Here is a 23181-nt window from a genome sequence, read left to right on the forward strand (position 1 = left end):
ATCTTCCCTCTCCCTCCCGGGAGGGAGATCCTCCCCAGCCGCTCATCCCGGCCGGGTGAGCGACCCGCGGGACCGTTCGGCCAGGGCGGCCAGCTGTGTGAGTGCGGCGAGAACCTGGATTACCGTGAGGGCGGGCAGGTACCACGGCGGGATGTGCTCACTGAATCCGGACTGGTCGTCGGGGAGCACACCGGTGCTCAGGGGGTTGGCCAGCTGGGCCGGCGTCAGGGCGAGCAGGTAGAGGACGGTGAGCACGCCCGAGGCGAACAGGGCTGCCGGACGTGTCCACAGCAGAGGATGCACGCGGAGGATCGCCAGCGCGACCGCCGGGACGCCGAGGAGCGCGGACTGGATGAGCGCCGCGTGCCGCGCGCTGTCCGCCACGGACGCGACGGACCCGACGGAGGCGGCCCGGTCGGCCGCGTTCTCGGTCAGCCAGATGGCCGCCTGGTTGTACGCGGCGATCACGGCGACGAAGACGGGACCGAGTGCCGCCGTAAGGACCGTACGGGGCTGCCGCGCCGGGGCCGCCGTCTCCTGTCCGGCGTACCAGCCGACGGTGGCCGGTCGGGTCAGCAGGATCATGCCCGCGAGCTGGCAGGCCCAGCCGGTCGCGAGGAGCGCCGCGAGCGGGAGGAGGTACCAGGACGGGGCGGCCGCCGCCATGTCGAAGGGCGCTCCGGCGGCCAACGACCCGTCACCCACCCGGAACAGCCGGCTCTGGTAGGCCAGGACGGGGTTGAGACCGCCCGCCAGGGCCAGGCCGATCGTGTAGGGGATGGCGAGCAGCCCCGCGAACAGGGGGATCCGCCCGGACCTCCGCCGCACGCCCCGCCGGGCGGCTCGGGCGAGCAGCCCGGACGCGACGGCGGCGACGGCGAAGAAGAGCGCGATGAGCGCGGTCCGTCCCCAGGCGAACCCGGCGAACTCCCGCAATGCGACGGGGACGGCGTCCGCGTTCATCGTCACCGGCGCCTGCGGGAGCCGCCGGTCGGTCATGACGAGCGCGACGCCGTTGAGCACCGTGACGGCCAGGCCGTACGGGACCACGGACCACAGCAGCGCGGTCGCGACGCGCACCTGTCGCGGCGGCGTGCCTGACGTGTCGATCACACCGGGTTGGACCGCCTCCCGGCGCGATCGGTTCCTCCCGTGACGACGGATCCCGAATCACCGTTGACAGACCCGGAGGAGGCCGCGCCGCCGTACTCCGGCTGTCAGGGTGCGGGCAGGAAGGTCAGGACGCAGAGCGCCAGGAACAGGGCGGCGGGTACGGCGCGCCACGGCCAGGCGAGGCGCGGCGCGGTGACCAGGGCGGCGAGCGGGTAGGCGATCACACCGCTGAGCAGGATGAGGGCGGAGGCGCCGTCCCCCGCCCAGGGCGACTGGGCGAACCGCCAGATCGCCACCAGGAAGAGGACCGCCGCGACGGCGACGGGCCAGGCCGGCCGTACGCGCAACAGGTGCAGCAGCGGCCAGGCGATGAGGACCGCCACCCAGCGTCCCACGAACCAGGTCAGGCCGATGGCGCCGAGGCAGGCGAAGGACTGGTCGCAGGTCCCCGAGCCGGTGAGGGACCGCGTCATCAGGAAGGCGGCTCCCACCAGGAGGGCGGTGAGGATCACCCCGGTCAGTGCGGCCAAGAGCAGCCGCCGGGGAAGTCTCCGACCGGCCGCCGGCCCGCTCTCCTTGATCGCTGTCACCTCCCGAGGATGGCACGCGGAAGCCCCGCCGGCCCAGCGGCTTTCGCTGAACCCGTCCGTCCGCTCCCAACTTTTCGGCGCGGAGGAGCGTCGAAGTTCAAAACGCGATGGGAGAGCGGACATGACCAAGACAGCACACCGGTTCGCGGTCGCCGCGGTGGCGGCGGTCACCGTGACCACCCTCTCACCGGGGACGGCGATGAGCGCCGTGCGGTCCTCGACGGCCCCGCAGTCCCAGGAGACGGTCGCACAGGCCTCGCGGCCCCGGGAGACGGCCGTCAACCTCAAGGTGACCGAGAAGGTCCGCCACGCGCTCGCCGACGCCTACTGGAAGCAGTACGTCAGGCCATACCGCCCGGGGACCGGCCGCGCGAAGGTGGACGGGCCGAAGCATGTCTACTACGGCAAGGTCAGGAGCGGCGGCAAGGACGTGTACTGGGCGGTCGGCTCCATCGGCGTCAAGGGCGACCCGATCAGCTACCAGGACGGGCCGCACGTGTGGCGCAGGAGCGCGCACGGCGCGTGGTCGTACCGCGGCGACACGGGCGGCTGCCTGGACAAGGCGCCGAAGGCGCTGCTGAAGCTCTGGCACGTGCGCTCGTACTGCTGAGCCGGACGGGACCCCGCCCGGGGGCGCCGATCCAGGTGGACACCGGAAAGGGCACCGGAGGGGGCCGTCAGATCAGGACGGTGATCGAGGTGGTGACCACCTGGAACCCGAGCCTCTCGTACAGGCGCCGCGCGGGGTTCCCCTCGGTGACCGCCAGGCCGATCTCGGTCAGCCCGTCGGCGGCGGCCCGGGACAGGACCGCCGAGAGCATGAGCGAGCCGAGGCCGCGGGGCGACCGGTCCGGGTGCCGGAAGACCTCGGTGAGCCACGGGCCGTCGTTCGAGTCGGTGACCAGGACGCCGCCCACCACCTCCTCCCCGTTCCCTGTGACGTCCCCGGCGTCCCCGGCGGCGTCCCGTACGGCGAGGACGCCGCACGGGAGCAGGGGGCCGATCACCTCGCCGCGCATCAGGGGCGTGAGCTCCTCGTCGAGCGCCTTCCGGGGGTCCCGGGAACGGTGGTCGGGGTGTCCGGGCGGGTAGGCCGCGAACCACGCGGGGAAGACGTCGGCGGGCTCGCGGTCCCAGGAGACGAACCGGAAGCCGTCCGGAGCCGCGCCCGCGGGCGTGGGTCTCGGGTCGCCGGGGGCCACGGGCGTGGACCGCGCGCCGGAGGTCGCGGCGGGCCGTACGGCCGGCAGGTCGCATCGCATCCGGTGCGCGTGCCGCAGCGTCCGGGCGCCTCGCGCGACGAGACGCCCGGCGAACTCGACCGGCGCCGACACGGCCCAGCCGGACAGGTTCGCCATGACGGCGTCGACGGCTCCCGGGCCGAGTTCCTCGACGTGACGGGCCCAGGGACGCCCCTCACGGACGTCCTCCACATAGCCGATCACCGGGGCGCCGTCGGGCCCGGTCAGTGTCTTCCGTTCGCCGTTCATCGCGGAAGAGTCTGCCACCCACGGCGGGAGGGCCGCACGGCCGGGAGTCAGCCGGGCGAGGAGGTGGGTGAGGGGCTCGTCCCGGGGCCCGGGGCGGACTTCGCGTGGGCGGCGCACTTGATGTCCCACTCCGGGACGCGGACCAGCGCGGGGTCGGCGACGTCCTCGCCCCGCGACCCGCTCGACGTGCCGGCGAAGGCCAGGCCCTCGACGCAGATCCGGGCGATGTTGGGGAAGTTGTCGGCGTTGCGGAAGACCTCGACGTAGTCGACGTCACCGATCCGGTCAGGCGGCGCGCCGTCCTTGCCGCCGCGGTCGCCGAGCTGGTCCGAACAGCCGGCCAGCAGCAGTACGGCGAGAGCCGCTCCCACCACGCGTCCGGCGGTCGCCGAGTGTGCCATCCGTCGCTCCCGTCACCGGAGGGGGACGCCACGACGGGCGCCGGTGATGGCCGGAATCCTACCGGTCGTCCGCGGCGCGGGCGGCGGCGAGGAGGTCGCGGAGCGCGTCCAGCACCGCGTCGGGCTGCTCGATGTGCAGGTACTGGTGTGAGGCTCCCGGCAGTTCCCGGCGCTCCCCCCGTGGGACGGACGCGGCCAGCGCGGCGTGCATGGCGCGGATGCCGTCGTGCGTGGCGCGCATCTGCTCCTCGGTCATGAAGTGCGCCCAGTACGGGTTGCGCCCGCCGGCGGTGAGGAGGATCAGCGGCACGTCGGGGAGGGGCCCGCCGTTCCGCAGCTCGCCGTAGACCTCGGTCTCGAAATTGGCCGTCTCGTGGAGCTGGGTCCGCCAGTCGGTGAGGTGGTGCTCGACGAGCGCTTCGCGGACTTCGTCGGGCCACCCGGCCAGCAGCCCGGTCAGCGCGGCGCGGGCGGACGCGAGCTGCTCGCCGGTGAGGTCCGGCATCGTCTTCGGGTCCTGCTTCATCCGCTCGTTCAGCTCGGCGGACCCTTCGGGCAGGTGGTCGAAAATGTCTTCGTGGCCGGGGTCGAGCAGCAGCAGTCCGGCGACCTCGCCGGGGAAGAGCTGCGCGTAGCGGCGGGCGTAGAACGCGCCCAGCGAGTGCCCGGCCAGCAGGTACGGCGCGGGCACTCCGGCGGCGCGCAGCAGGTCCCGGAGCTCGCCCGCGACCTCGGCGGCGGAGCGGGGCAGGCGGGCCGGGTCGCTCCAGCCGGTTCCGCCGCGGTCGTAGACGACGGCGGTGGTGAGTCCGGCGGCCCGCTCCTGGAGGTTCAGGAAGTCCAGCCCGACCAGTCCGGCTCCGGGCAGGAACACCACGCTCGGACCGCCGGTGCCCGCGCGGTGCAGCAGCAGCCGCCTGCCGTCCACGTCGTGGAGGCGTCCCAGCGGCGGCTCCGTGCCGGCCGTCATCGCTGAGCTCGTGGGACTCGTGGGACTGGCGGGGGCGTTCTCGACGGGCCGACCGTGCATCATCGCTCCTTCGGGCGGGGGATCGAACCGGGCGTGCGGCCCGGTCGGGGAGATCGGACGGGGCGCGGCCCGATCTCCCCGACCGGGCCGGGCACGCGCCCGACCTTTCGCATGTTTGAGAACGGTAGACCCGGACGGAACCGTTCGCAACATTGCGAACGGTCGGGCGCTCTGCGAACATGACGCGGTGGACGCGTTGGAACTGCTCGCACATCCGGTACGGCTGCGCGTCGTGCACGCCATGTCCGGTGGGCGGATCCTCACCACCGCCCAGCTGTGCGACCGGATGCCCGACGTCTCCAAGGCCACCGTGTACCGGCATGTCGGCCTGCTCGCCGAGCACGGCCTCCTGGAGGTGGCCGGCGAGCAGCGGGTGCGCGGCGCGGTGGAGCGCCGCTACCGGCTGCACCGGGAGCGGGTGGTCGTGGACGCCGGGACGGCCGCGTCGCTGTCCCCCGAGGACCACCGGCGCGTGTTCGCCGCCGCCATGGCCACCCTGATCGCCGAGTTCGGCGCGTATCTCGACCGGGAGGGCGCCGACCCGGCGGCCGACCTGGTCGGCTACCGGCAGCACGCGATCTGGCTCGGCGAGGAGGAGCGCGCCGAGCTGATCGAGGAGCTGCGCGCCGCGATCCTCCCCCGGCTGGCGTACGGCCCGGCCCCGCACCGCACCCGGCACCTGCTCAGCCCGATCCTGTTCCCGGCCGAGGAACCGCCGGGGGAGACGTCGGGAGAAACGTCCGGGGAAACGCCGTAGGGGGCGCACCTGAGGGGCCGGGGCGCGGCGGACGCCGGCCCTCGGCCCGCGCTCTCGGCCCGCGCTCTCGGCCCGCGCTCTCGGCCCGCGCCCTCGGCCCGCGCCCTCGGCTCACGATCACGGTTCACGATCTCGTCTCACGTCCCGGCCTGCGCCTCAGCTATTCGGCGTTGCTAAGTACTGGTAGTCAGTGTTACTTTCTACTGGTACCTAGCAACACGAAGTAGCTGAAAGGGGGTGTTCCATGGGCAAGCTCGTGACGGAGATGCTCAAGGGAACGCTGGAGGGCATCGTCCTCGCGATCCTGGCCGGCCGGTCCGCCTACGGCTACGAGATCACTGCCTGGCTGCGCGACCAGGGCTTCTCCGACATCGCCGAGGGCACCATCTACGCCCTGCTGGTCAGGGTCGAGCAGCGCGGCCTGGTCGACGTGGAGAAGGTCCCGTCCGAGAAGGGGCCGCCGCGCAAGGTGTACTCCCTCAACGCTCAGGGGCGGGAGTACCTCGAAGAATTCTGGACGACCTGGAGCTTCCTGGCCGGAAGGCTCGAACAGCTCCGCGAAGGAGGCGAGTAGCCATGGCGGCAGAGTCGAACGAGCCGAAGAACCGCTACCTGCGGTATCTGGAGGTGGTCACCGGGTCGCTGGAGGACAAGCGGCGCTACCGGCGGTACAAGGCGCGGATCAAGGAGCTTCCCCCCGACTACCGTACGGCGGCCGAGGCGATGGAGCGCTACCTGCTGTACCTCGGGCTGACCGACGGCGCCGACGTGACGATGTACGAGGACATCGCCGACCTGTTCGAGCAGAGCGCGGCGGACGGGATCCCGATCCGCGGCCTCTTCGGGGAGGACCCCGTGGAGTTCGTGGAGGCGTTCACGGCCAACTACCCGGCCGGACAGTGGCGGATCCGGGAGCGCAACCGTCTCACCGACGCCGTCAAGCGTGCCGCCGGCGAGGAGCCCGCGGGAGAGGACAGGACCGGGCGATGACGACACAGACGACACAGCAGGCCCCGGCGATCCGGGTGCGGGGGCTGGAGAAGTCCTACGGGGAGCTGCGGGTGCTGCGCGGCGTGGACTTCACCGTGGCGCGGGGCAGCATCTTCGCCCTGCTCGGCTCCAACGGCGCCGGCAAGACCACGGCCGTGAAGATCCTGTCCACGCTGCTTCGGGCCGACGCCGGCACGGCCCTCGTCAACGGCTTCGACGTCGCCACGCGGGCCGCGGACGTGCGCGAGTCGATCAGCCTGACCGGGCAGTTCGCCGCCGTGGACGAGATCCTCACCGGACGGGAGAACCTCGTGCTGGTCGCCCGGCTGCGGCACGTCAGGAATCCGGGCGAGGTCGCCGACGACCTGCTGGAGCGGTTCTCGCTGACCGACGCGGGCGGCCGGAAGGCGTCGACGTACTCCGGTGGCATGCGCCGCCGCCTCGACATCGCGATGAGCCTGGTCGGGAACCCTCCGGTCATCTTCCTGGACGAGCCGACGACCGGGCTCGACCCCCAGGCGCGCATCGAGGTGTGGCAGACCGTCAGGGAACTCGCCGCGCGCGGCACGACGGTGCTGCTCACCACGCAGTACCTCGACGAGGCGGAACAGCTCGCCGACCGGATCGCGATCCTCCACGAGGGCCGGATCATCGTCGACGGCACCCTCGCCGAGCTCAAGCGGCTCCTGCCGCCCGCCAAGACCGAGTACGTCGAGAAGCAGCCGACCCTGGAGGAGATCTTCCTCGCACTCGTCGGCGCCAGAGGCGCCGGCGGCCATGACCGCGACGCCGGCACGAACGCGTGAAGGAGCGACGATGAGCAAGCATTTCCTCGGTGACACCGCCGTCCTGCTGGGACGGTCCCTGCGTCACATCGCACGCAGCCCGGACACCATCATCACGACCGCGGTCATGCCGATCGGCATGATGCTGATGTTCGTCTACGTGTTCGGCGGCGCGATCGACACCGGGTCGCGGTCAGAGCCGTATGTGAGCTACCTGCTGCCCGGCATCCTGCTCATCACGATCGCCTCGGGCATCGCCTACACCGCGTACCGGCTGTTCATGGACATGAAGGGCGGCATCTTCGAACGGTTCCAGTCCATGCCGACCGCACGCTCGTCGGTGCTGTGGGCGCACGTGCTGACCTCGCTGGTCGCCAACCTGATCTCACTCGCGGTCGTCGTGCTCGTCGCCCTGCTCATGGGCTTCCGGTCGACGGCGGGTGTGTCGGCGTGGCTCGCGGTCGCCGGCATCCTGATCCTGTTCACCCTGGCGCTGACGTGGATCGCCGTCATCCCCGGCCTGACGGCCAAGACCGTGGAGGGCGCGAGCGCGTTCTCCTACCCGCTCATCTTCCTGCCGTTCCTCAGCTCGGCGTTCGTTCCCACCGGCACCATGCCCGGCCCGGTGCGCGCCTTCGCCGAGCACCAGCCGGTGACGTCCATCGTCAACGCCGTCCGCGCCCTGTTCACCCGGCAGCCGGTCGGCGCCGACATCTGGATCGCCCTGGCCTGGTGCGCCGGCATCCTGGTCGTCGCCTACGTCCTCGCCATGAACACCTACCGCCGCAAGATCTCCTGATCCCCCCGAAGGACCGCCGGAATACGGCTTTACCCGCGCCTCACGGGGCCGCTAGGGTCGGCGCGGGAAGGGCCCGTGATCGCTTCTGGAGAAGGGGGGCTGATGAATATGGCTGCCGACGGCCCCGTTCAGCATGCCCTCGACCGGCCCATGTGAGTTCCGTGAGTTCGGAGCGCGGCCGGTCGCCTCGACGACCAGGAGTGTCACATGTCTTCTTTCTTCTCCCCCGCCGGTGCCGATCTGGTCACCGACCGCCTCGTCCTGAGGATCTGGCCCCGCGATGAGGTCGACGCCGTTCTGCGGGACGCCCGGTGCGCGCACTGGGCGGACGACTTCCCCACCGACGGCGACCGCGTCGTCGTCAGCCTGTTCGGTGAGCATCCCGAGTGGCTGGGCGAGTACGGCCACCGTCAGATCATCGAGCGCGACAGCGGCCTGGTGGTCGGTGCGCTCGGCCTGTTCTGGCCGCCGGGCGACGGCACGGTCGAGCTCGGTTACGGCGTCGCGGCCTCCCGGCGGGGCCGCGGCTACGCTCCCGAGTCCGTCCGGGCCCTGACGGAGTTCGCCCTCACCGCGGCCGACGTCCACACGGTGTCCGCCAGGGTGGAGCTGCCGAACCCGTCCTCGGTGCGCGTGCTGGAGAAGGCCGGTTTCCGGTGGCTGGGCTCCGGGGAGGGCCTGGCCCGGTTCAACGTCACGGCACCGTATCCGGCTCCGGCTCCGGCTCCGGCTCCGGCGTGATCCCCGAGGCCGGCGGCGGCGCGTGCCGCCGCCGGCCTCGTCCGGGACGGGTGGTGGGTCTGGGCGCGATGGTTCGTGACGGGTGACGCCGCGGGACGGCCGTGGAGGATGCTCCTTCTAGAGCAGCAGGCCGAGGAGGTAGAGCGCGAGGAACGCCGCGGCGATCGCGGCGCGCCACGGCCGGGCGAGCTCAGGGCTGGCGACCAGGACGGCGCACGAGTAGGCGATCAACGCGCTGAGCACGATGAGGTTGATGACGATGCCCGGCGGAGCCACCGAGGACAGGGCGAACTCCCAGATCGCCACCAGGAACAGCCCGCCCGCGACGGCGACGGGCCAGGCGGGCCGTACCCGCAGGACGTACAGCAGCGGCCAGGCGAGGACGATCGCCACCCAGCGGCCCACCTCCCAGACGTAGACGAGGATGTCCAGGCATCCGAAGTGTCCTCCGCACAGCATCCGGTCGGGCAACACCTTGGTCATCGCGTACGCCCAGACCAGAAGCGCCGTCGGGAGGATCGCCCCGACCAGCATGGCGCCGAAGACCCGCCTGCCGACTCTCTCTTTCACCGTCGTGGGTTCCATCTTCGTCCTGCGCCGCCTTCCGGTCCTCCGCGCGTGGCGCGTTCGGTGAGCCCCCGAAGGGGTTCGACGCCCGGAGCGGGCGGGGAGTTCGATGGAACCCACGGCCGGTCTCCCCTATCGGCAGGTCTTCGTCTCCGGGGAGCAGAAGGCGACCTCGGGGTAGCGGGGCGACGGCTTCTCCAGCAGGGGCTGCGGCTTCGCACGCAGGTGCCGGTCGAGGAAGGCCCGGACGTACCCGCGGGTGATCTCCACCGTGCGGGGTCCGGGAAGGGTGCCGCCGAGGTCGACGCCGATCTGCCGGGCGAGCAGGTCGTAGTCGGTGAAGGACGCGTGCACCGCCCCGGCCACCACGAGCCAGCGCTTCCAGCCGGTCAGGTGTCTCCAGTCACGGTCCCACGTGGGATCCTCGCCGCTTCCCGGGCTGTGCGGTCCCCGTACGCCCAGGAACATGAACGGCCGGGCCAGCCCGCTCGCGGGGATCGGGGCGAACATCTGGCCGTCCATGTTGATCCCGGCGCGCACCCGGGGGTCCTTCAGCATGGTCTCGGCGGCGCTCGCGCCGCCGAGGGACTGGCCCGCCATCGCGATCCGGGACGGGTCGATCAGGGCGCCGCCCCGCCACTTCGAGTCCGGGCCGACCAGCTCGTCCAGCACGAAGGAGGTGTCGGCGGCCCGGCTCCGCACCGCCTTCCCGCCGAAGTCGTCGGTTTCGAGTTCGCACGCGGCGCAGGTGGCGACCCGCCCGTCGGGAAAGGTCGTCGCGAAGTTCTCGTAGGTGTGGTCGATGCCGGCCACCACGTAGCCGCGGCTCGCGAGGTCCTCGGCCAGGGCCGTCAGTGAGCTCCTGGGCCAGGTGAAGCCGGGAGAGAGCACCACCAGGGGCAGGCCGCGCCGGCGTCCGGCCGGTTCCGCGGCGACGAACGCGTTGGTGCGCGTCCTGCTCAGCGCGTCCGGCGGCACGCCGGTCATCCCCGTCCCCTTCAGGAGGAGCTCGGACTCCTTCGGCGTCATGTACGGCGCCCGCCGCCCGCCCGGCGACTTCGCCGGATACCAGAGGGAGACCATGAGCTCCCTCGCCTTCACCCCGGGCACCCAGGGGTCCGGCCGGGAGGGGTCCGTCAGGTGCAGGGACGTGGTGCCGACCGGATGGCGACCGGTCGGCCTGGGCAGGTACGGCGTGCCGATCGCGGTGCCGCTCAGCGTGCTGCCCGGTACGGCGTTCGCCGCGACCGGGGAACCGGCGGGCACGGGCACGGACACGGCGGCGGTCGCTGCGGAGACGCGCACGGTGGAAACGGACACGGGGGAGGCGGACGCGGTGGAGACGGAGGCCGACGCGGACGCGCAGGGGGCGACGGCCACGAGGGCGAGCAGCGCGGCGACGGCGGCCAGGCCGCCCCTCGGCATCGAGCCGACGCCGCTCCGCTCCGGCTTCGTGCCGATCGGACGGTGGACGGTCCAGGTCACGTGCTCGCCCGGACTCCCGGCTTCCGGCGCCGGACGGGGATCTTCGTATGGCATGAGCACATCCTGCGGATTCGGATCCCCGGCGATATCGGCCCAAAGTACGGTTCACGGCGTCCGGAACCGTACATCCGGCTGGTTCACCGGATCCCGCTCCCGGCCCGTTGCGGCCCTTCCCGGCTCCCTCCGCGTCCGCTCTCCGTGAGCCGGCCGCCGCGACGGTCGTGAACCGTCGCGGCGGCCGGCGGACCGGCGAACCTTTTCGGGGCCGGGTGACAGGTCAGGACCCGTCGGGGACGACGGCGTCGCGGGGGCCGCCGTAGACCGGGTTCCGGTCGTAGTGCTCCTTGGTGACGAGGAGGCGGATCACCCCGGTGGGCGTGTCCTTCGGCCCCTTGACGACCTCCTCCGCCTCCCAGACGGTCCAGTCCTTTCCGACCGGGGTCTCCTGGATGTGGTCCTCCCCGAAACCGCCGGGGTTCCCCGGGGGGACGCTGATGACCAGGTAGACGACCTTCAGGCCGCGCTTCTCGATCTCCGGGACGACCTCGCCGACGGTCTTCTCGTCCACCCGGTACCCGGCGAGCGAGCGGCCCTTGACCGTGGCCCGCCGGGAGTCCGGGTGGTACTCCTTCCGCTCGGGGGCGTCCACGAGCACGCAGGGCGCCACCGGGCCCTCCATGAGGATGGTGCTGGTGCTGGTGCCGCCGGTGCTGTTCTCTCCGACGGTCCAGACGAAGGTCTGGCCGGGCTTGAAGAGCCGGGTGTCGATCCGCATCCGCCAGCCCTGCTTCTCCCCGGGGATCGACTCGGGCACGTGGTACAGGTCCGGCGGGATGTCCTCCACGTGCTTCCCGCGCGGTTCCCGGCACATCCTGCCCTCGGGGACGTGGTCGACGATGGCGGGGACGCCGAGCCTCCGCAACTGGTCCGACAGTCCGGCGGCGTCGCGGGAGTCGCGGAGCTCGGCGTACACCACCCCGTCGGCGCCCTTGGTGACGGCGTAGGCGGGCTCTCCGCCGTCCCCCGACACCGCCGGGATCGCGACGGCGGCGCAGACCCCGGCCGCGACGGCCGAGGCGGCCAGGAGGAGACGCCCCCGCGGTCTCCTCGCCGGCGTGACCGCCGCCCGTGCGGCGACGTGCTCCCTGAGCTCGGCGAGCTGCCGCTCCTCGAACCCGGCGAGTCGTCTCTCACTGGTCGTCATGACGTTCCTTTCGCGATGGCGGGCTCCGGGCGGCGGGCGTCGAGTTCGGTCCTGAGCAGGCGGCGGACGCGGTGCAGCCGCACCCGGGCGGTTCCGACGCGGATGCGCAGGGCGGCGGCGGCCTCCTCGACGGGCAGGCCGTCGAGGTGGACCAGCTCGGCCACGGCCCGCAGCCCCTTCGGCAGGGCGGCGATGGCCGGAAGGAGGTGGCGGACGTCCCGTTCGGCGTCGATCCGTTCCTCCAGCCGGGCGATGTCGTCGGCGTCCAGCGGGCGCCGGCCCGCGGCCCGGTCCGCCTTTCGGACCTCCTGAGCGGCCCTGCGGTGCTCGGTCGCCACGACGTTGCGGGCTATGCCGTACAGCCAGGCCGCCTGGCTGCCGCGTTCGGGCCGGTAGGTGGCCGCGGTGTCGACGGCGGCCAGGAACACCTCCATCGTCAGGTCCGCCACCGTGTGCGGGTCCGTCACCCGGCGCGCCACGAAGCGGCTCACCGACTCGGTGTGTCTTCGGTAGAACTCCTCGAACGCCTCCGGATCACGCATCATCCGCCGGAGGTCCTCCGCATCGGGTGCGGTGCCTGCCACCTGTTCCGCCCTTTCGCCGGCCGTGTTCTCCTCCTTTCTTGGAGGGCGCGAAGGGAGAAATTACATTTTTTGCGGTATCCGCCTCAGTTCGGGCACGCGCGTCCGCTCCCACACCGCCCGGCCAAGGGCGCCCGAGAGCGACCGGTCGTCCGTCGCTCTCGGGCACCCCACCGACGTGCCGGGATCAGACCCCGAACGCCTCCGGATAGCGGATCGTGCCGGACGGCACGGGCCGCGTGGGATCGAAGGCGAGCGCCATCATGTACTCGTCCTCGACCTCGAAGGGCGGCCGGATGGCGTGACCGGAGGCCGGGGTGAAGCCGAAACGCGGATAGTACTCGGCGTGGCCCAGCACGAGCACGAGGTTCTCCCCCTGCTCACGGGCGGCGCTCAGGGCGGCGCGGATCGCGGCGGAGCCGGCGCCCTGCCGCTGGTACCCGGGCCTGACGGCGCACGGGCCCAGCGTGAGCGCCGGGGCGCCGTCGACATGGCAGCGGGTGAGCAGGGCGAATCCGGCGACGCCGCCGCCGGGCGCCTCTGCGACCCAGGACAGGCCGGGGATCCACGCCTGCGGGTCGGCCCGCAGCGCCTCGACCAGGTCGGCCTCGAGCGGGGTGGGGAAGGCGGCGAGGTTGACCTCGCGGATCGCGACGAGGTCGGCGGCGGTCTCGGGGCGGGTGGTCCAGGAGATGGTCATGGCGGGGTCGGAGTCCTTTTCCGTGCTCACCTGCGGGCGCAGGGCGTGGGTCTGCGGTGTCGAGGGGGTGACCGGCGGGATGCGGCCGGTCATGACTGCCGGTCCCTGAACGCGTAGGTCGCGCGCAGGTGGCTGGTGATGGCCTTCTGCCGGTTGCTGCGCTCGGCGCGCAGCCGCGCGTCGGTCCGCGAGGCCGCCCAGGCGTTCTCGCGTTGCAGCTTGCGGTAGCTGTCGAGGCGGCGTTCGGTCAGCTCTCCCGCCTCGATGGCGGCCCGTACCGCGCAACCGGGCTCGGTGTGGTGGGCGCAGTCCCCGAAGCGGCAGCCCCGGGCGAGGTCTTCGATCTCGGCGAAGACCTGTTCCAGGCTGGCGGCGGCGTCGTGGAGACCCACGCCGCGCAGGCCGGGCGTGTCGATGAGCACACCGCCGCCGGGAAGGGGCACCAGCTCGCGGCGGACGGTGGTGTGACGCCCCTTGCCGTCGTGCGCGCGTACCGCGCCGGTGGCGAGAAGCTCGTCACCGAGCAGCGCGTTGCCGAGGCTGGACTTGCCCGCGCCCGAGGAGCCGAGCAGGACCGTGGTGCCGCTCAGCAGTGCGGTCAGCACGTCGATGTTCTGGCCGGTGGCCACGCTGGTGAACAGGACGTCCACGCCGGGCGCCAGCGCGCCCGCCTCGGCGTACGCGGCGGCGGGGTCGGGGGCCAGGTCCGCCTTGGTGAGCACGATCAGCGGCCTGGCGCCGCTGTCCCAGGCCAGGGCCAGCAGCCGCTCCAGCCTGGCCGCGTCCAGCGGAGCGGCCAGGGAGACGACGACGGCGACGGTGTCGACGTTGGCGGCGAGCACCTGCCCGTGGGAGGAGCGGGAGGCGGACGAGCGCACGATCGCGCTGCTCCGCGGCAGCAGGGCCACCGGTTCCGGGGCGGGGCCGGGGCGCAGCGCGGCCCAGTCGCCGGTGCACGGCGCCTGGAGCGGATCGGGCGGGTACGCCGCGATCCGGGCCCGTACCGGCCCGGACTCGGTGACCGCGTCGCACAGGCCGCGGTCCACCCGTACGATCCGGGCCGGCACCAGGCCGGCCTCGCGGTGTTCTGCGAAGGCGTGGTCGAGTGCTCCGGTCCATCCGTAGCGGGACAGGCCGGAGTCGGAGAGGTCTGACAATGTGAGACACCTTGCGGGAAGGGGCCCCGACGAGACACAGGCGCCACTCCGCCTCAGCGGCCGGACAGGCTCACGGCGGAGGGAAGGAAATGGGTCAGACCGGGGCCCGGGACGTGAGGATTGTCCGGGCGCTGCGCACGGCAGCGGTCTTCACCGCGGTCATTGAACCTCACCTCCCTCTCATCCGAGAATCCGACACCAAACGATCATCAGCATAACACCACGGCCATCCGCCCGCTTCCGTGTCCGACGGCTTCCGCGTCCGAACAGACGAACGCAGCAAGCGGCATGTGGCGGACGGTGGCCGCCGACAAGGCCACCCCCGGCGCCGGGTCGTTCTGCCTGGCCGTGGACGCCGCCCCGGGGGCGTCGTGGATGGAGCGCCGGGGGCCGGCACCGCTCAGCGGGCGTCGCGGATGGTCAGCCACTCCGCGGCGGTCACCCGGTAGCCGAGCTCGGAGTAGAGGTACCCGGCCACGGCCGTCATGTGGAGCGCGCCCCACGGCACGCCCACGGTGATCCGCGCTCCGCGCCGCTCTCGGTGGACCTCGCCGAGGCGGTCCAGGAGCAGCCTGTCCCGGTCGTGGAGGACGGACTTCCGCCACGCCCTCCGTACTCGCCCCTCCCGCCACCCGTCATGTCCGGTGAGGTCGGTGATGTCCATGCCGTCCGACGGGAACTTGAGCGTCGCGACCCAGTCCGGCACGGCGGTGAGGACGTCGCCGACGACGGTGGACCACCGGGTGGACCCGCCGTTCCAGCCCCGGTCGGGCCAGAGGAGGGAAACGCCGAGTGTCTCCAGATCGAGCGCGACCGTCTGGTGCACGAGGCCGTCGAAACGGATCCTGGCCATCTTCCGGTGCAGGACGGTCTCCGCGTTGGGCCGGCCCTCCGCGACGATGAGGTCGCAGCCTCGCAGCCGCTCCGCCACCTGGTCGTAGAAGGACCGCTCGGCGATGTGGGCCATCGGGACGAGGAGGAACGTCGGCCGCGAGCGCGACCGCCGGAACGTGAGGACGGCGGAGCGGACACCCATGATGCTGGTCTCGATGAACTGCATGACGCCTCCCGGCGCAGGACCGCTTCCCGGCTCACCGGCTCTGCGGTGGATATCCCCAGAACGACGGTGACTCCGTCAGCGCCGAATCGTGTTTCTCCCCCTTCCGCCTGTCTCCTCCTGGAGACGCGCCGCTCTCCTCCCCGAGGACGCGCCGTTCTCCCCCGGGGACGCGCCGTGCAGTCCGGGGTGCGGGCCGCCCGAGACGGCCCGCACCCCGTCGGCGCGGACGCCCTGTTAGGGTTTGCGAGCGTCTGCCGTTGATCATGCTTTGAGGGGCGGTTGAGGGAGATCGCCATCGACGACATGACCCTCGCGGGAGTGCTGCGATTCGACCCGGAGATCTGGGTCGGCGCGGGGAGAGGCGTCCGGGAGGCCGCCGACGAGCTGGCCCGGGGCGTGGACGGGTTCCGCCGGGCGATGGACGAGCGGCCCTTCGGCCGGGACGATCTGGGCCGGGCGCTGTTCGACGGCGATCCCGGGGCGGGCGTGCCGGGGTTCGCCCGGATACGTGACGACCTGCTGGGAGACCTGGCCCTGGCGGTGAACCTGCTGCGCGGGATGGCGGCCGGAATGGTCGTCACCGGATGCGAGTACGCCGCGGCGGAGGAGGCGAACACCGGGATTCCGTACGCGCCGTCGTGCCCGGGATGGCTGAGGGACCCGGAGGTGTACCGGCTCGAACCGGGCTCGGGCGGCCTGCCCACGACCACGCCGCCGCCCGGCTTCGTGAGCCAGGCGATCTGGTTCCTGGAGTCCGTGGGATTCGGGGCGGCGTGGCCGGACGGTGACCTCGACGGGGTGTCGCGGCTGCGGGACGCCGCGACGGCGATGAGCCGCGTGGTCGAAGACGTCCGGGAGGAGATCGCCGGGCAGTCCGGGCGGGTGGTCCGGGCCGGGTCCGGATCGGCGACGGCCGTGTTCGGACGGGCCGCGCGGGTGGCGCACGGCGAGGACGGGTGGCTGGCGGACCTGCGGCGGCGGTGCGAGCACCTCGCCGACTGCGCCCGGATCGCCCACGACGCGATCGTCAAGGCCAGATGGCGGTTCGTGGCGTCCGCGGTGTTCGTGCTGACACTGATGCTCCTCGCGAGGCTGCTGGCCCCCCGGCTCGGCCCGGTGCTCGACATCGTGGTGCGAAAGCTGCTCCGGATGGAGGGCCTGGCGCTGCGGATCGTCCTGCTGATGATCCGTCAGGCCGCGCTGGGCGCGATGTTCTCCGGCGGACTGGGCGCGATCGACCAGCTGTTCGCCACCGGCACCGTCGACGCGGCGGAACTGGTCCGGGACATGTCACACGGAGCGCTCGCCGGCGGGTTGATGGCCGGCGCGCACGGCGCGCTGCCCGCGCTCCTGCGCCGGGGCGGACCCACGCTCACCGGCCTGGCCGAGGCCATGGAGTCCGCCACGTGGGAGCGGACGTTCTCCCGGACCCTGGTCGGCGGAGCGGTGAGCACGACCGTGCTGGCGACCGCGGGATGGGCCGGCGGCGCCGGCTGGGACTGGAAGCACGCCGCCGGGATGGGATTCGGCATGTCCGTGCTCAGCACCGGCGCGGGTCTCGCCGCCCGGGCATGGCCCGCCCCGAGCTACGCGAGCCTGAGGGGCAGGGACTGGAAACAGAGTCCGGCCAAGCGGTGGCACGACGTCAAGTGGGCCCTGGGGATCCTCACGATCACCGCTCCCGCGGTCTCCGTCTTCGCGCTCGCGAAGTTCGCCGAGGACCGGAGGAACCCCTTCTTCCTGCAGAAACGGGTCGGACAGTTCGGCCGCGAGTTCGACATCGCCAAGGGCCGTTCCATGTCGACGACCGACGGCAAGGACGGCAGCCTCGGCGCGTCGGACCCGCGGCGCACGAGGGTCGGCGCCCTCTGGGCGAGGACCAGCCTCGACGAGTTCGTCCAGCTGGGCTACAACGTCCTCTACAAGAAGGACATGTCGGTCATCAACGACCGGCCGCTACTGGAGTACGACAGGCGGAAAACGGTGGAGGCCCTCGGCCCCGTTCTGGGACCGCGCTGGGACGAGGCGGATCTGGCCGGGAAGCCGGGGCTGTTCGGCCCGTTCCCCAACAAGACCGTCGAACTCGGCCTCAAACCGAAGACGACGGCGTACGACGTCCAGCGGGGCTTCACGGGCCTCTGGCACGACAAGCACGCGAGCCTGGCCTCGGACCGGAAGATCCTCTGGGACTTCATCTCCACCTACTGGCAGCGCATCTCCTAGCGCTGCGAAAGGACCGACGCGTGCACGAGCTGAGCAGGCTGCTGGAGGCGGCCGGGCGCGGGGACTTCCCGGCCGCCGACGGCGCCGTGGAGTTCACCGGCCAGCCGAACCCCCGTGACTGCGGCGTCATCGCGTTCACCGCGCACACCGTCGTGTTCGCCGACGTCGACCGCGCGTGGATGCGCGGCCTGCTCCCCGCCGGCGACCTGTCCGCACCGCTGAACCCGCCCTTCCTGCGCGCCCTGGAGGAACGCACCGGACGCCGGGTCGACAACGTGGACATGCTGCTGGCCGCCGGACCGCTGTCCGGCCCGCCGCCGATGCCGCTCGCGGAACTCACCGACCGCGACCACCCCCGGGTACGGCGGGCCCTGCGGCACCGCGACGACGTGCGGGTGTGGGAGGCGGACGGCGGGGTCGTGCTGCTCGGCCGGGGCGTGGCGGGCCGCTGGGAGGTGGCGGTCGAGATCGATCCCGCCCGCCAGGGCGGAGGTCTCGGCCGGCTGCTCGCGCGGGCGGGGAGGCACCTCACCGGTGAGGGGAACACCCTGTGGGCGCAGGTCGCCCCGGGCAACGCGGCCAGCGTGCGGGCCTTCCTGGCGGCGGGTTTCCGCCCCGTCGGCGCCGAGGCCCTGCTCGTACGCTGACCGTTCCCCGGCGGGAGACCGCGGGCGCCCCCGGGCGGACCGGTGAGGCGGCCCCCGCCACCGCGGCGGGCCGTACCCGCGGGGCGGGCCGTACCCACAGGGGGGCGGGCGGTGGCTCGCGTGGCGGCGCGGACGTCGTGGTCAGGGGGCGGCGCAGACGTCGCGGTACGGCACGCCGCCGAGATGCTCGCCCCACTCCCGCCGGGTGAGCGTACGGCCGGCCCGCGCGCAGACCTCGGCGGCCATCAGGCCGGGGCCGACGGGGAGTTCGTAGAGGATGCCGCCGCGTCGGATCAGGCGCAGCAGGGACCCGTCGGCGGTGAAGGCCATCTCCAGGTCGAGATACTCGGAACCGTCGTTGACCTCGATCCTCTCCCCGATCCGCTGCCGGGCGGCGGTGTCCCAGAGTTCCAGCCCCTCACCCATGTCGAGCGTGGCGAGCACGTCCCCCCGCAGGGAGAACTCCATGTCCCCGACCGGCCCGGCCCCGACGCGCAGATCGGGTGTCAGCGCGGTCGCGGTACGGACGTCCCACAGGGTCACCCGCCGGTCCCTCTCCCCGGCCGCCAGCAGCCCTCCGGCCGGGGACACGGCGATGACGTCCGTCCCGTTCGATCCGGTGTGCCCCACCCCGGTGAACTCGCCCGTCGTCACGTCGATGACGCGGCCCAGCCGCGAGTCCATGAGCCTGCCGTCGGGCAGGTAGACGATGCCGAAGACCCCGTCGTCCACCCCGACGTCGCTGATCACCCGCCCGTCGCGCGCGTCCCGCACGCTGAGCCGGATGCCGGACGCGTTGTCGAGGTTCGGGCCGTGCACCGTGGCGAGGAACCTGCCGTCCTCGCTGAAGGCCCTCCCCATCAGGGTCCGGCCGGCGGCGATCGTGTGGGTCCACAGCCTGCGCCTCGTGGCGACGTCGTAGACGTCCGTCCGGCGGCCGTTCTCCGCGAAGACGGCCACGCTCCTCCCCGGACGGTCGAAGATCACCGTGCCTCCCCCGCCCTCGACAGGGATCTCCCCGGCGAAACGGCGTCCGGGGACGTCCCACAACCGGATCCCGCCGGCCTCGGCCGTCTCGGCCGCGACCCACCGCGCGTCCGGGCTGATCCGCGTGTAGCCCAGGTCGCCGGGGATCGGCTGTCTCCGGAGCGCGGGCCGCAGGGTGAGGGCGACCACGCGGTCGCCGAGCCGGTAGCGCAGGGTCCGCCCGTCCGGGGCGAACCAGATCCCGGAGACGTCACCGGGCGCCTGGTAGCGCAGGACCAGCCGATGCGCCTGGACGTTCCACACCCGGATGTCCGGCCCCGTGAAGCCGGCCGCGAACCGGCCGTCGGCGCTGAGCCGTATCTCCGAGCCCGTGCCGAGGAGCGGTTTCATCTCCGGCCATAGCCAGTCGTCATCGTCCGCGTCCGCGTTCACGTCGGCCGCCTGTTCGGCCCGCCTGCCCGTCACGGTGTCCCACAGCTCGATCCGCTCGCCGCCGCAGACGAGGTGGCGGCCGTCCGCGCTGAAGGCGACCACGTTGAGGGTGCCGCCGCAGCCGTCCGGGAAACGGCGGTCCTCCACCAGACCGGGCATCCGCCACAGCCGGACCTTCCCGCGCCGGGTGGCCGCGACCAGCTTCCCGGACGGCGCGACGGCGAAGTCGTCCTGCTCGTTCCCCCACCCCGTACGGACGACCTTCCCCCGGTCCACGTCCCAGATCTCCCCCAGCCGGGTGACGATGAGCGAGTCCTGCTCGCCGAAGAACGGATCCGCCCAGGTGTCTCCGTCCATGACGCCCACCCGCCTGCTCCACACCTGGCGGCCGGTCCGCGTCTCCCGCACCGTGACGCGGTCGGAGGAGATGACGGCCAGCAGACGGCCGCTGCCGCTCAGAACGGCGTCCCGCATCCCCGTGGACAGCTCCGGAGCGCTCCAGGCCGCGGCCGGCCTGCCGGTCGCCACGTCGTGGACACGCACCTCCCGCTCGCCGACGGTGGCCATGACGAGGCCGTCGCCGCTCACCGTCTGCCGGGCCGTACCCGGCGTCGGCGGGGGCCGGAAGACGCCGCTCTCCGGGCGCTGGAGCGAGGACGCCAGGCTGGAACGGCTCTCCGGGCCGGGGGCGAGCCGCCAGGCGGCGACGCTGAGCAGCATGGCCTTCACCGGGTCGGTGGTGCGCAGGCCGTCGGCGGCCCGGGCGGCCTCGCGGCCGAGGACCCGGTCGCGTTCGGCGGTCACCCTGTCGCGCTGCTCGGCGGCCTGGACGCCCTGGTAGAGCGCGGCGGCCCCACCGGCCAGGGAGAGCACCAGCAGCACGGCCAGCGCCGTGGTGAGCAGCCGCCGCCGGCGGACGCGACGCCGGGTGAGCCCGCCCGCGGCGGTGAGGAAGTCGCGTTCCAGCGGGATGAGGGTCAGGTGCCGCCGTCCGGTGGCGGCCCAGCCGAGCGCCTCCTCCAGGCGGCTGCCCCGCGGCAGGTCGGCGTCACGGCGGCCGTGCGCGTCCCAGACGCGGGCGGCCCGGCCGATCTCGGCGAGGACCGGCAGCCCCTCGCGGTCGGCCTCCACCCACGACCGCAGCCGCGGCCAGGCACGCAGTACGGCGGGGCGGGCGATGGCCACCTCGCCGTCGCTCTCGGTGATGAGGTAGCCGAAGGCGTCCAGGATGCGGCGGCGGGTCTCGGGACGCTCGGGCAGCAGCTCGTCCACCGGCGCCCGCCGTACGGTCTCCAGGCCGTCGGCGTCGATCGCGACCAGCCTCAGCAGCAGCTCGGGGACGAACTCCCGCTCGTCCGGCCCGAGGGTGGCGTAGGCGTCCTCGGCCAGCGCGCCGAGGGCCGGGTCGGCGGGGCCCCGGGCGTGCAGGGCGCCGGCGCGGCGGCGGCCCGCGCCGAGCAGGTCGCCGCCGGCCGGGCCGATCCCGCCGGAGCCGTGCGCCGGACCGGCCTCCCCCGAGCCGGTCCCGCCGGAACCGTGCGCCTCCCCGAAGCCGTACGCCGGACCGGCCTCCCCGAAGCCGTACGCCGGACCGGCCTCCCCGGAGCCGCCGACGAGAGCGAGCAGGAGGTCGCGGACGGCGGGCCGGCGGTCGGGGTCCTTGTCCAGCGCGGTGGCCACCAGCGGACGGACGGAAGGCGGCAGCGCGCCGAGGTCGGGGTGGTGGGTCAGTACGCGGTGCATCACCGCGCCGAGGTCGTCGGCCCGGAACGGGTCCTCGCCCGTCGCGGCGAACACCATGACGCATCCCCAGGCGAACACGTCGGCCGGCGGCCCGGCGCGCTGCCCGATGAGGACCTCGGGGGCCATGTAGGCGGGGGTGCCGGCGACGGTGCCGCTCGCGGTCAGGGACATCTCCGCGGTCCGGGCGATCCCGAAGTCGATCACCCGGGGCCCGTCCGGGCCGAGCAGGACGTTGTCCGGTTTGAGGTCGCGGTGCACGACGCCGGCCTCGTGCACCGCGGTCAGCGCGGTCGCGACGGCCGTCGCCAGGCGGTGCAGGTCGTCCCCGGTGAACCGCCGCCCGGCGTGCCGCAGGCTCACGCCCTCGACGTACTCGCTGACGACGTACGGCCGGGCCGCGTCGGGGTCGGCGTCGATCACCTTGGCGGTGCAGAACGAGGCGACGCGCCGGGCCGCGGCGATCTCCTTCCGGAACCTGTCCCGCAGCGCGGGGTCGGCGGCGTGCAGCACCTTGAGGGCCACCCGGGCGCCGTCCGCGTCGTACGCCTCGTACACCACCCCCTGCCCGCCGGAGCCGATCCGTCCGGCCAGCCAGTACCCGCCGATCCGGTCGGGGTCCGCCGCGCCCAACGCTTCCATCGCGCCTCCTCGGAGGAGTTGGACGCACCCCGGGCGCCACGGGTTCGATCGGGACGCGCGGGCCCGGGGCGCCGGGCCGTACGGGGGACGGGGATCGCGCGAAGACCGGCGTCTCCCCGGGCCGTCCGCCGAACCGGCCGGGCGGTTCCGATCACGGCCCGCCGTCTTCCGCGCCGAGGAGGTCGAACGGAGGCATGACCGGGATCAACCGGGGACACGGGGCCCGGCGGGTCAGCGTGCCGCCCGGGACGGGGCCAGGCGGAAGGCGGCACAGGCCAGCAGTACCAGCACGACCGCGTCGATCGTCAGCGTCACCAGCGACCTCAGCCCCAGCCCGGCGCCCAGTGTCGCGGCCAGGCCGGCCGCCAGCAGCCCCATCGCCGCCAGCAGCCCCAGTCGCACCCCTGGGCCCGGCTGAGGTACCGGCTCGCTCAGCGGCCTGCGCCACAGCCACCAGCCGGCCCAGCCCAGCGCCGCAAGCGTGATCAGCGAACCCACCAGATGCACCCCCTCGTCCTCCAGCAGGATCGGGTCCCCGGCGGCCCCCAGCCACTCATCCAGGCGATCCCACACCAGATGGGTGGCGACCCCGACGGCGGCGGCCACCGGCCACCACGCCCAGTGCGCCGCCCGCGGCCGGCCGCGACGCCCCAGCCGCCGGGCCAGGGTCTGGGGCAGCAGAGCGCGGGCCGGAGCGGCGCACATCGTGATCACTCCCGCCAGCACCAGCGCCAGCACCACGTCGGCGGCCAGCCCGCCCGCCTGCACCCTGTGGGTGTATCCGGCATCCAGCAGCGGCCACCAGGGCCCGGGAGGGATCACCTCGATGATCCCGCCGGGGACGAAGTAGGGAAGGTCGGGGGTCATCGCCCCGGCCGCCAGCGCCACCGGCGGCAGAACGCGGCGCAACGGCACCGCGACAACCGGATGAATCAGGGTAAAAGGCACAAAAGCCAGGTTAACGGCCATATCAACCGGGCGTGGAGCCTGATGCTCCGGCATCACTCTGTGATCTCCGACGCGGGCGATCGAGGCCGGAGGGCTGGCGGCGTGGGCGACC

The 23181-nt window shown here is 73.2% G+C and carries 23 protein-coding genes; 9 read left to right on the forward strand and 14 right to left on the reverse strand.

Annotated elements, in window-relative coordinates:
* Nucleotides 1-42 precede the first annotated feature (42 nt).
* Entirely contained in the window at nucleotides 43-1113 is a 1071-nt protein-coding gene (locus tag ACFYSC_RS06370; RefSeq protein ID WP_389957508.1) for a hypothetical protein, read from the reverse strand.
* A gap of 104 nt (nucleotides 1114-1217) precedes the next feature.
* The gene (locus ACFYSC_RS06375; RefSeq protein WP_389957511.1) at nucleotides 1218-1703 is read right to left on the reverse strand and encodes a hypothetical protein; all 486 of its coding nucleotides are present in this window, start codon (nucleotides 1701-1703) and stop codon (nucleotides 1218-1220) included.
* A gap of 121 nt (nucleotides 1704-1824) precedes the next feature.
* Between ACFYSC_RS06375 and ACFYSC_RS06380 the strand changes: the two genes are divergently transcribed.
* Nucleotides 1825-2313: a hypothetical protein gene (locus tag ACFYSC_RS06380; RefSeq protein ID WP_389957514.1), complete on the forward strand. Its 489-nt coding sequence runs from the start codon at nucleotides 1825-1827 to the stop codon at nucleotides 2311-2313.
* A gap of 67 nt (nucleotides 2314-2380) precedes the next feature.
* Here the strand turns inward: ACFYSC_RS06380 and ACFYSC_RS06385 are convergent, their stop codons facing one another.
* Genes ACFYSC_RS06385 through ACFYSC_RS06395 form a run of 3 tightly spaced genes read right to left on the reverse strand, consistent with a single transcriptional unit; the run spans nucleotide 2381 to nucleotide 4564 of the window.
* Nucleotides 2381-3193 carry a GNAT family N-acetyltransferase gene (locus tag ACFYSC_RS06385; RefSeq protein WP_389957516.1) on the reverse strand — a complete coding sequence of 271 codons (813 nt, stop codon included), beginning with the start codon at nucleotides 3191-3193 and terminating at the stop codon, nucleotides 2381-2383.
* 47 nt (nucleotides 3194-3240) lie between these two features.
* Nucleotides 3241-3594: a hypothetical protein gene (locus tag ACFYSC_RS06390; protein ID WP_389957519.1), complete on the reverse strand. Its 354-nt coding sequence runs from the start codon at nucleotides 3592-3594 to the stop codon at nucleotides 3241-3243.
* 58 nt (nucleotides 3595-3652) lie between these two features.
* The gene (locus ACFYSC_RS06395; protein ID WP_389957522.1) at nucleotides 3653-4564 is read right to left on the reverse strand and encodes an alpha/beta fold hydrolase; all 912 of its coding nucleotides are present in this window, start codon (nucleotides 4562-4564) and stop codon (nucleotides 3653-3655) included.
* Nucleotides 4565-4811: 247 nt separating this feature from the next.
* Here ACFYSC_RS06395 and ACFYSC_RS06400 point away from each other — a divergent pair, with 247 nt between their 5' ends.
* The 6 genes from ACFYSC_RS06400 to ACFYSC_RS06425 all read left to right on the forward strand — a co-directional run bounded on the left by ACFYSC_RS06400 (nucleotide 4812) and on the right by ACFYSC_RS06425 (nucleotide 8696).
* Nucleotides 4812-5381, forward strand: a complete 570-nt coding sequence (locus tag ACFYSC_RS06400; RefSeq protein ID WP_389957525.1) for a helix-turn-helix domain-containing protein — start codon at nucleotides 4812-4814, stop codon at nucleotides 5379-5381.
* A gap of 244 nt (nucleotides 5382-5625) precedes the next feature.
* Nucleotides 5626-5955 (forward strand): PadR family transcriptional regulator, encoded by a 330-nt coding sequence (locus ACFYSC_RS06405; protein ID WP_362931562.1) that lies wholly within the window; start codon nucleotides 5626-5628, stop codon nucleotides 5953-5955.
* Between the two features lie 2 nt (nucleotides 5956-5957).
* Nucleotides 5958-6371, forward strand: coding sequence for a DUF1048 domain-containing protein (locus ACFYSC_RS06410; RefSeq protein WP_389957529.1), 414 nt, complete (start codon nucleotides 5958-5960; stop codon nucleotides 6369-6371).
* A complete protein-coding gene (locus ACFYSC_RS06415) occupies nucleotides 6368-7177 on the forward strand; it encodes an ABC transporter ATP-binding protein (RefSeq protein ID WP_362931558.1) in 810 nt (269 codons plus the stop codon). Before ACFYSC_RS06410 ends, ACFYSC_RS06415 begins: the two co-directional genes overlap by 4 nt.
* Nucleotides 7178-7187: 10 nt before the next feature.
* Nucleotides 7188-7955 carry an ABC transporter permease gene (locus tag ACFYSC_RS06420; protein WP_389957533.1) on the forward strand — a complete coding sequence of 256 codons (768 nt, stop codon included), beginning with the start codon at nucleotides 7188-7190 and terminating at the stop codon, nucleotides 7953-7955.
* A gap of 207 nt (nucleotides 7956-8162) precedes the next feature.
* A complete protein-coding gene (locus ACFYSC_RS06425; protein WP_389957536.1) occupies nucleotides 8163-8696 on the forward strand; it encodes a GNAT family N-acetyltransferase in 534 nt (177 codons plus the stop codon).
* A gap of 117 nt (nucleotides 8697-8813) precedes the next feature.
* On the opposite strand, the gene ACFYSC_RS06430 is transcribed toward ACFYSC_RS06425, so the two are convergent.
* From ACFYSC_RS06430 to ACFYSC_RS06460, 7 genes are all read right to left on the reverse strand, one after another.
* Nucleotides 8814-9266, reverse strand: coding sequence for a hypothetical protein (locus ACFYSC_RS06430; protein ID WP_389957539.1), 453 nt, complete (start codon nucleotides 9264-9266; stop codon nucleotides 8814-8816).
* Between the two features lie 129 nt (nucleotides 9267-9395).
* Nucleotides 9396-10802: an alpha/beta hydrolase family protein gene (locus ACFYSC_RS06435; RefSeq protein ID WP_389957542.1), complete on the reverse strand. Its 1407-nt coding sequence runs from the start codon at nucleotides 10800-10802 to the stop codon at nucleotides 9396-9398.
* A gap of 223 nt (nucleotides 10803-11025) precedes the next feature.
* Nucleotides 11026-11952 carry a hypothetical protein gene (locus ACFYSC_RS06440; protein WP_389957545.1) on the reverse strand — a complete coding sequence of 309 codons (927 nt, stop codon included), beginning with the start codon at nucleotides 11950-11952 and terminating at the stop codon, nucleotides 11026-11028.
* Entirely contained in the window at nucleotides 11949-12497 is a 549-nt protein-coding gene (locus tag ACFYSC_RS06445; RefSeq protein ID WP_389957547.1) for an RNA polymerase sigma factor, read from the reverse strand. The genes ACFYSC_RS06440 and ACFYSC_RS06445 overlap by 4 nt, the downstream gene beginning before the upstream one ends.
* Nucleotides 12498-12720: 223 nt before the next feature.
* Nucleotides 12721-13233, reverse strand: a complete 513-nt coding sequence (locus ACFYSC_RS06450) for a GNAT family N-acetyltransferase (protein ID WP_389957952.1) — start codon at nucleotides 13231-13233, stop codon at nucleotides 12721-12723.
* Nucleotides 13234-13322: 89 nt separating this feature from the next.
* Nucleotides 13323-14390, reverse strand: a complete 1068-nt coding sequence (gene rsgA / locus ACFYSC_RS06455) for a ribosome small subunit-dependent GTPase A (protein ID WP_389957550.1) — start codon at nucleotides 14388-14390, stop codon at nucleotides 13323-13325.
* Between the two features lie 400 nt (nucleotides 14391-14790).
* Nucleotides 14791-15450 (reverse strand): hypothetical protein, encoded by a 660-nt coding sequence (locus ACFYSC_RS06460; RefSeq protein ID WP_389957554.1) that lies wholly within the window; start codon nucleotides 15448-15450, stop codon nucleotides 14791-14793.
* 279 nt (nucleotides 15451-15729) lie between these two features.
* Here ACFYSC_RS06460 and ACFYSC_RS06465 point away from each other — a divergent pair, with 279 nt between their 5' ends.
* Both ACFYSC_RS06465 and ACFYSC_RS06470 read left to right on the forward strand, forming a co-directional pair.
* Entirely contained in the window at nucleotides 15730-17673 is a 1944-nt protein-coding gene (locus ACFYSC_RS06465; RefSeq protein ID WP_389957557.1) for a sugar transferase, read from the forward strand.
* Nucleotides 17674-17693: 20 nt separating this feature from the next.
* Nucleotides 17694-18320: a GNAT family N-acetyltransferase gene (locus tag ACFYSC_RS06470; RefSeq protein WP_389957560.1), complete on the forward strand. Its 627-nt coding sequence runs from the start codon at nucleotides 17694-17696 to the stop codon at nucleotides 18318-18320.
* 141 nt (nucleotides 18321-18461) lie between these two features.
* Here ACFYSC_RS06470 and ACFYSC_RS06475 read toward each other — a convergent pair whose 3' ends face one another.
* Both ACFYSC_RS06475 and ACFYSC_RS06480 read right to left on the reverse strand, forming a co-directional pair.
* A complete protein-coding gene (locus ACFYSC_RS06475; RefSeq protein ID WP_389957563.1) occupies nucleotides 18462-22121 on the reverse strand; it encodes a protein kinase in 3660 nt (1219 codons plus the stop codon).
* Between the two features lie 231 nt (nucleotides 22122-22352).
* A complete protein-coding gene (locus ACFYSC_RS06480) occupies nucleotides 22353-23123 on the reverse strand; it encodes a DUF4184 family protein (RefSeq protein WP_389957566.1) in 771 nt (256 codons plus the stop codon).
* Nucleotides 23124-23181 lie beyond the last annotated feature (58 nt).

This window comes from Streptosporangium sp. NPDC004379, from assembly GCF_042873875.1.
Taxonomy (GTDB): domain Bacteria; phylum Actinomycetota; class Actinomycetes; order Streptosporangiales; family Streptosporangiaceae; genus Streptosporangium.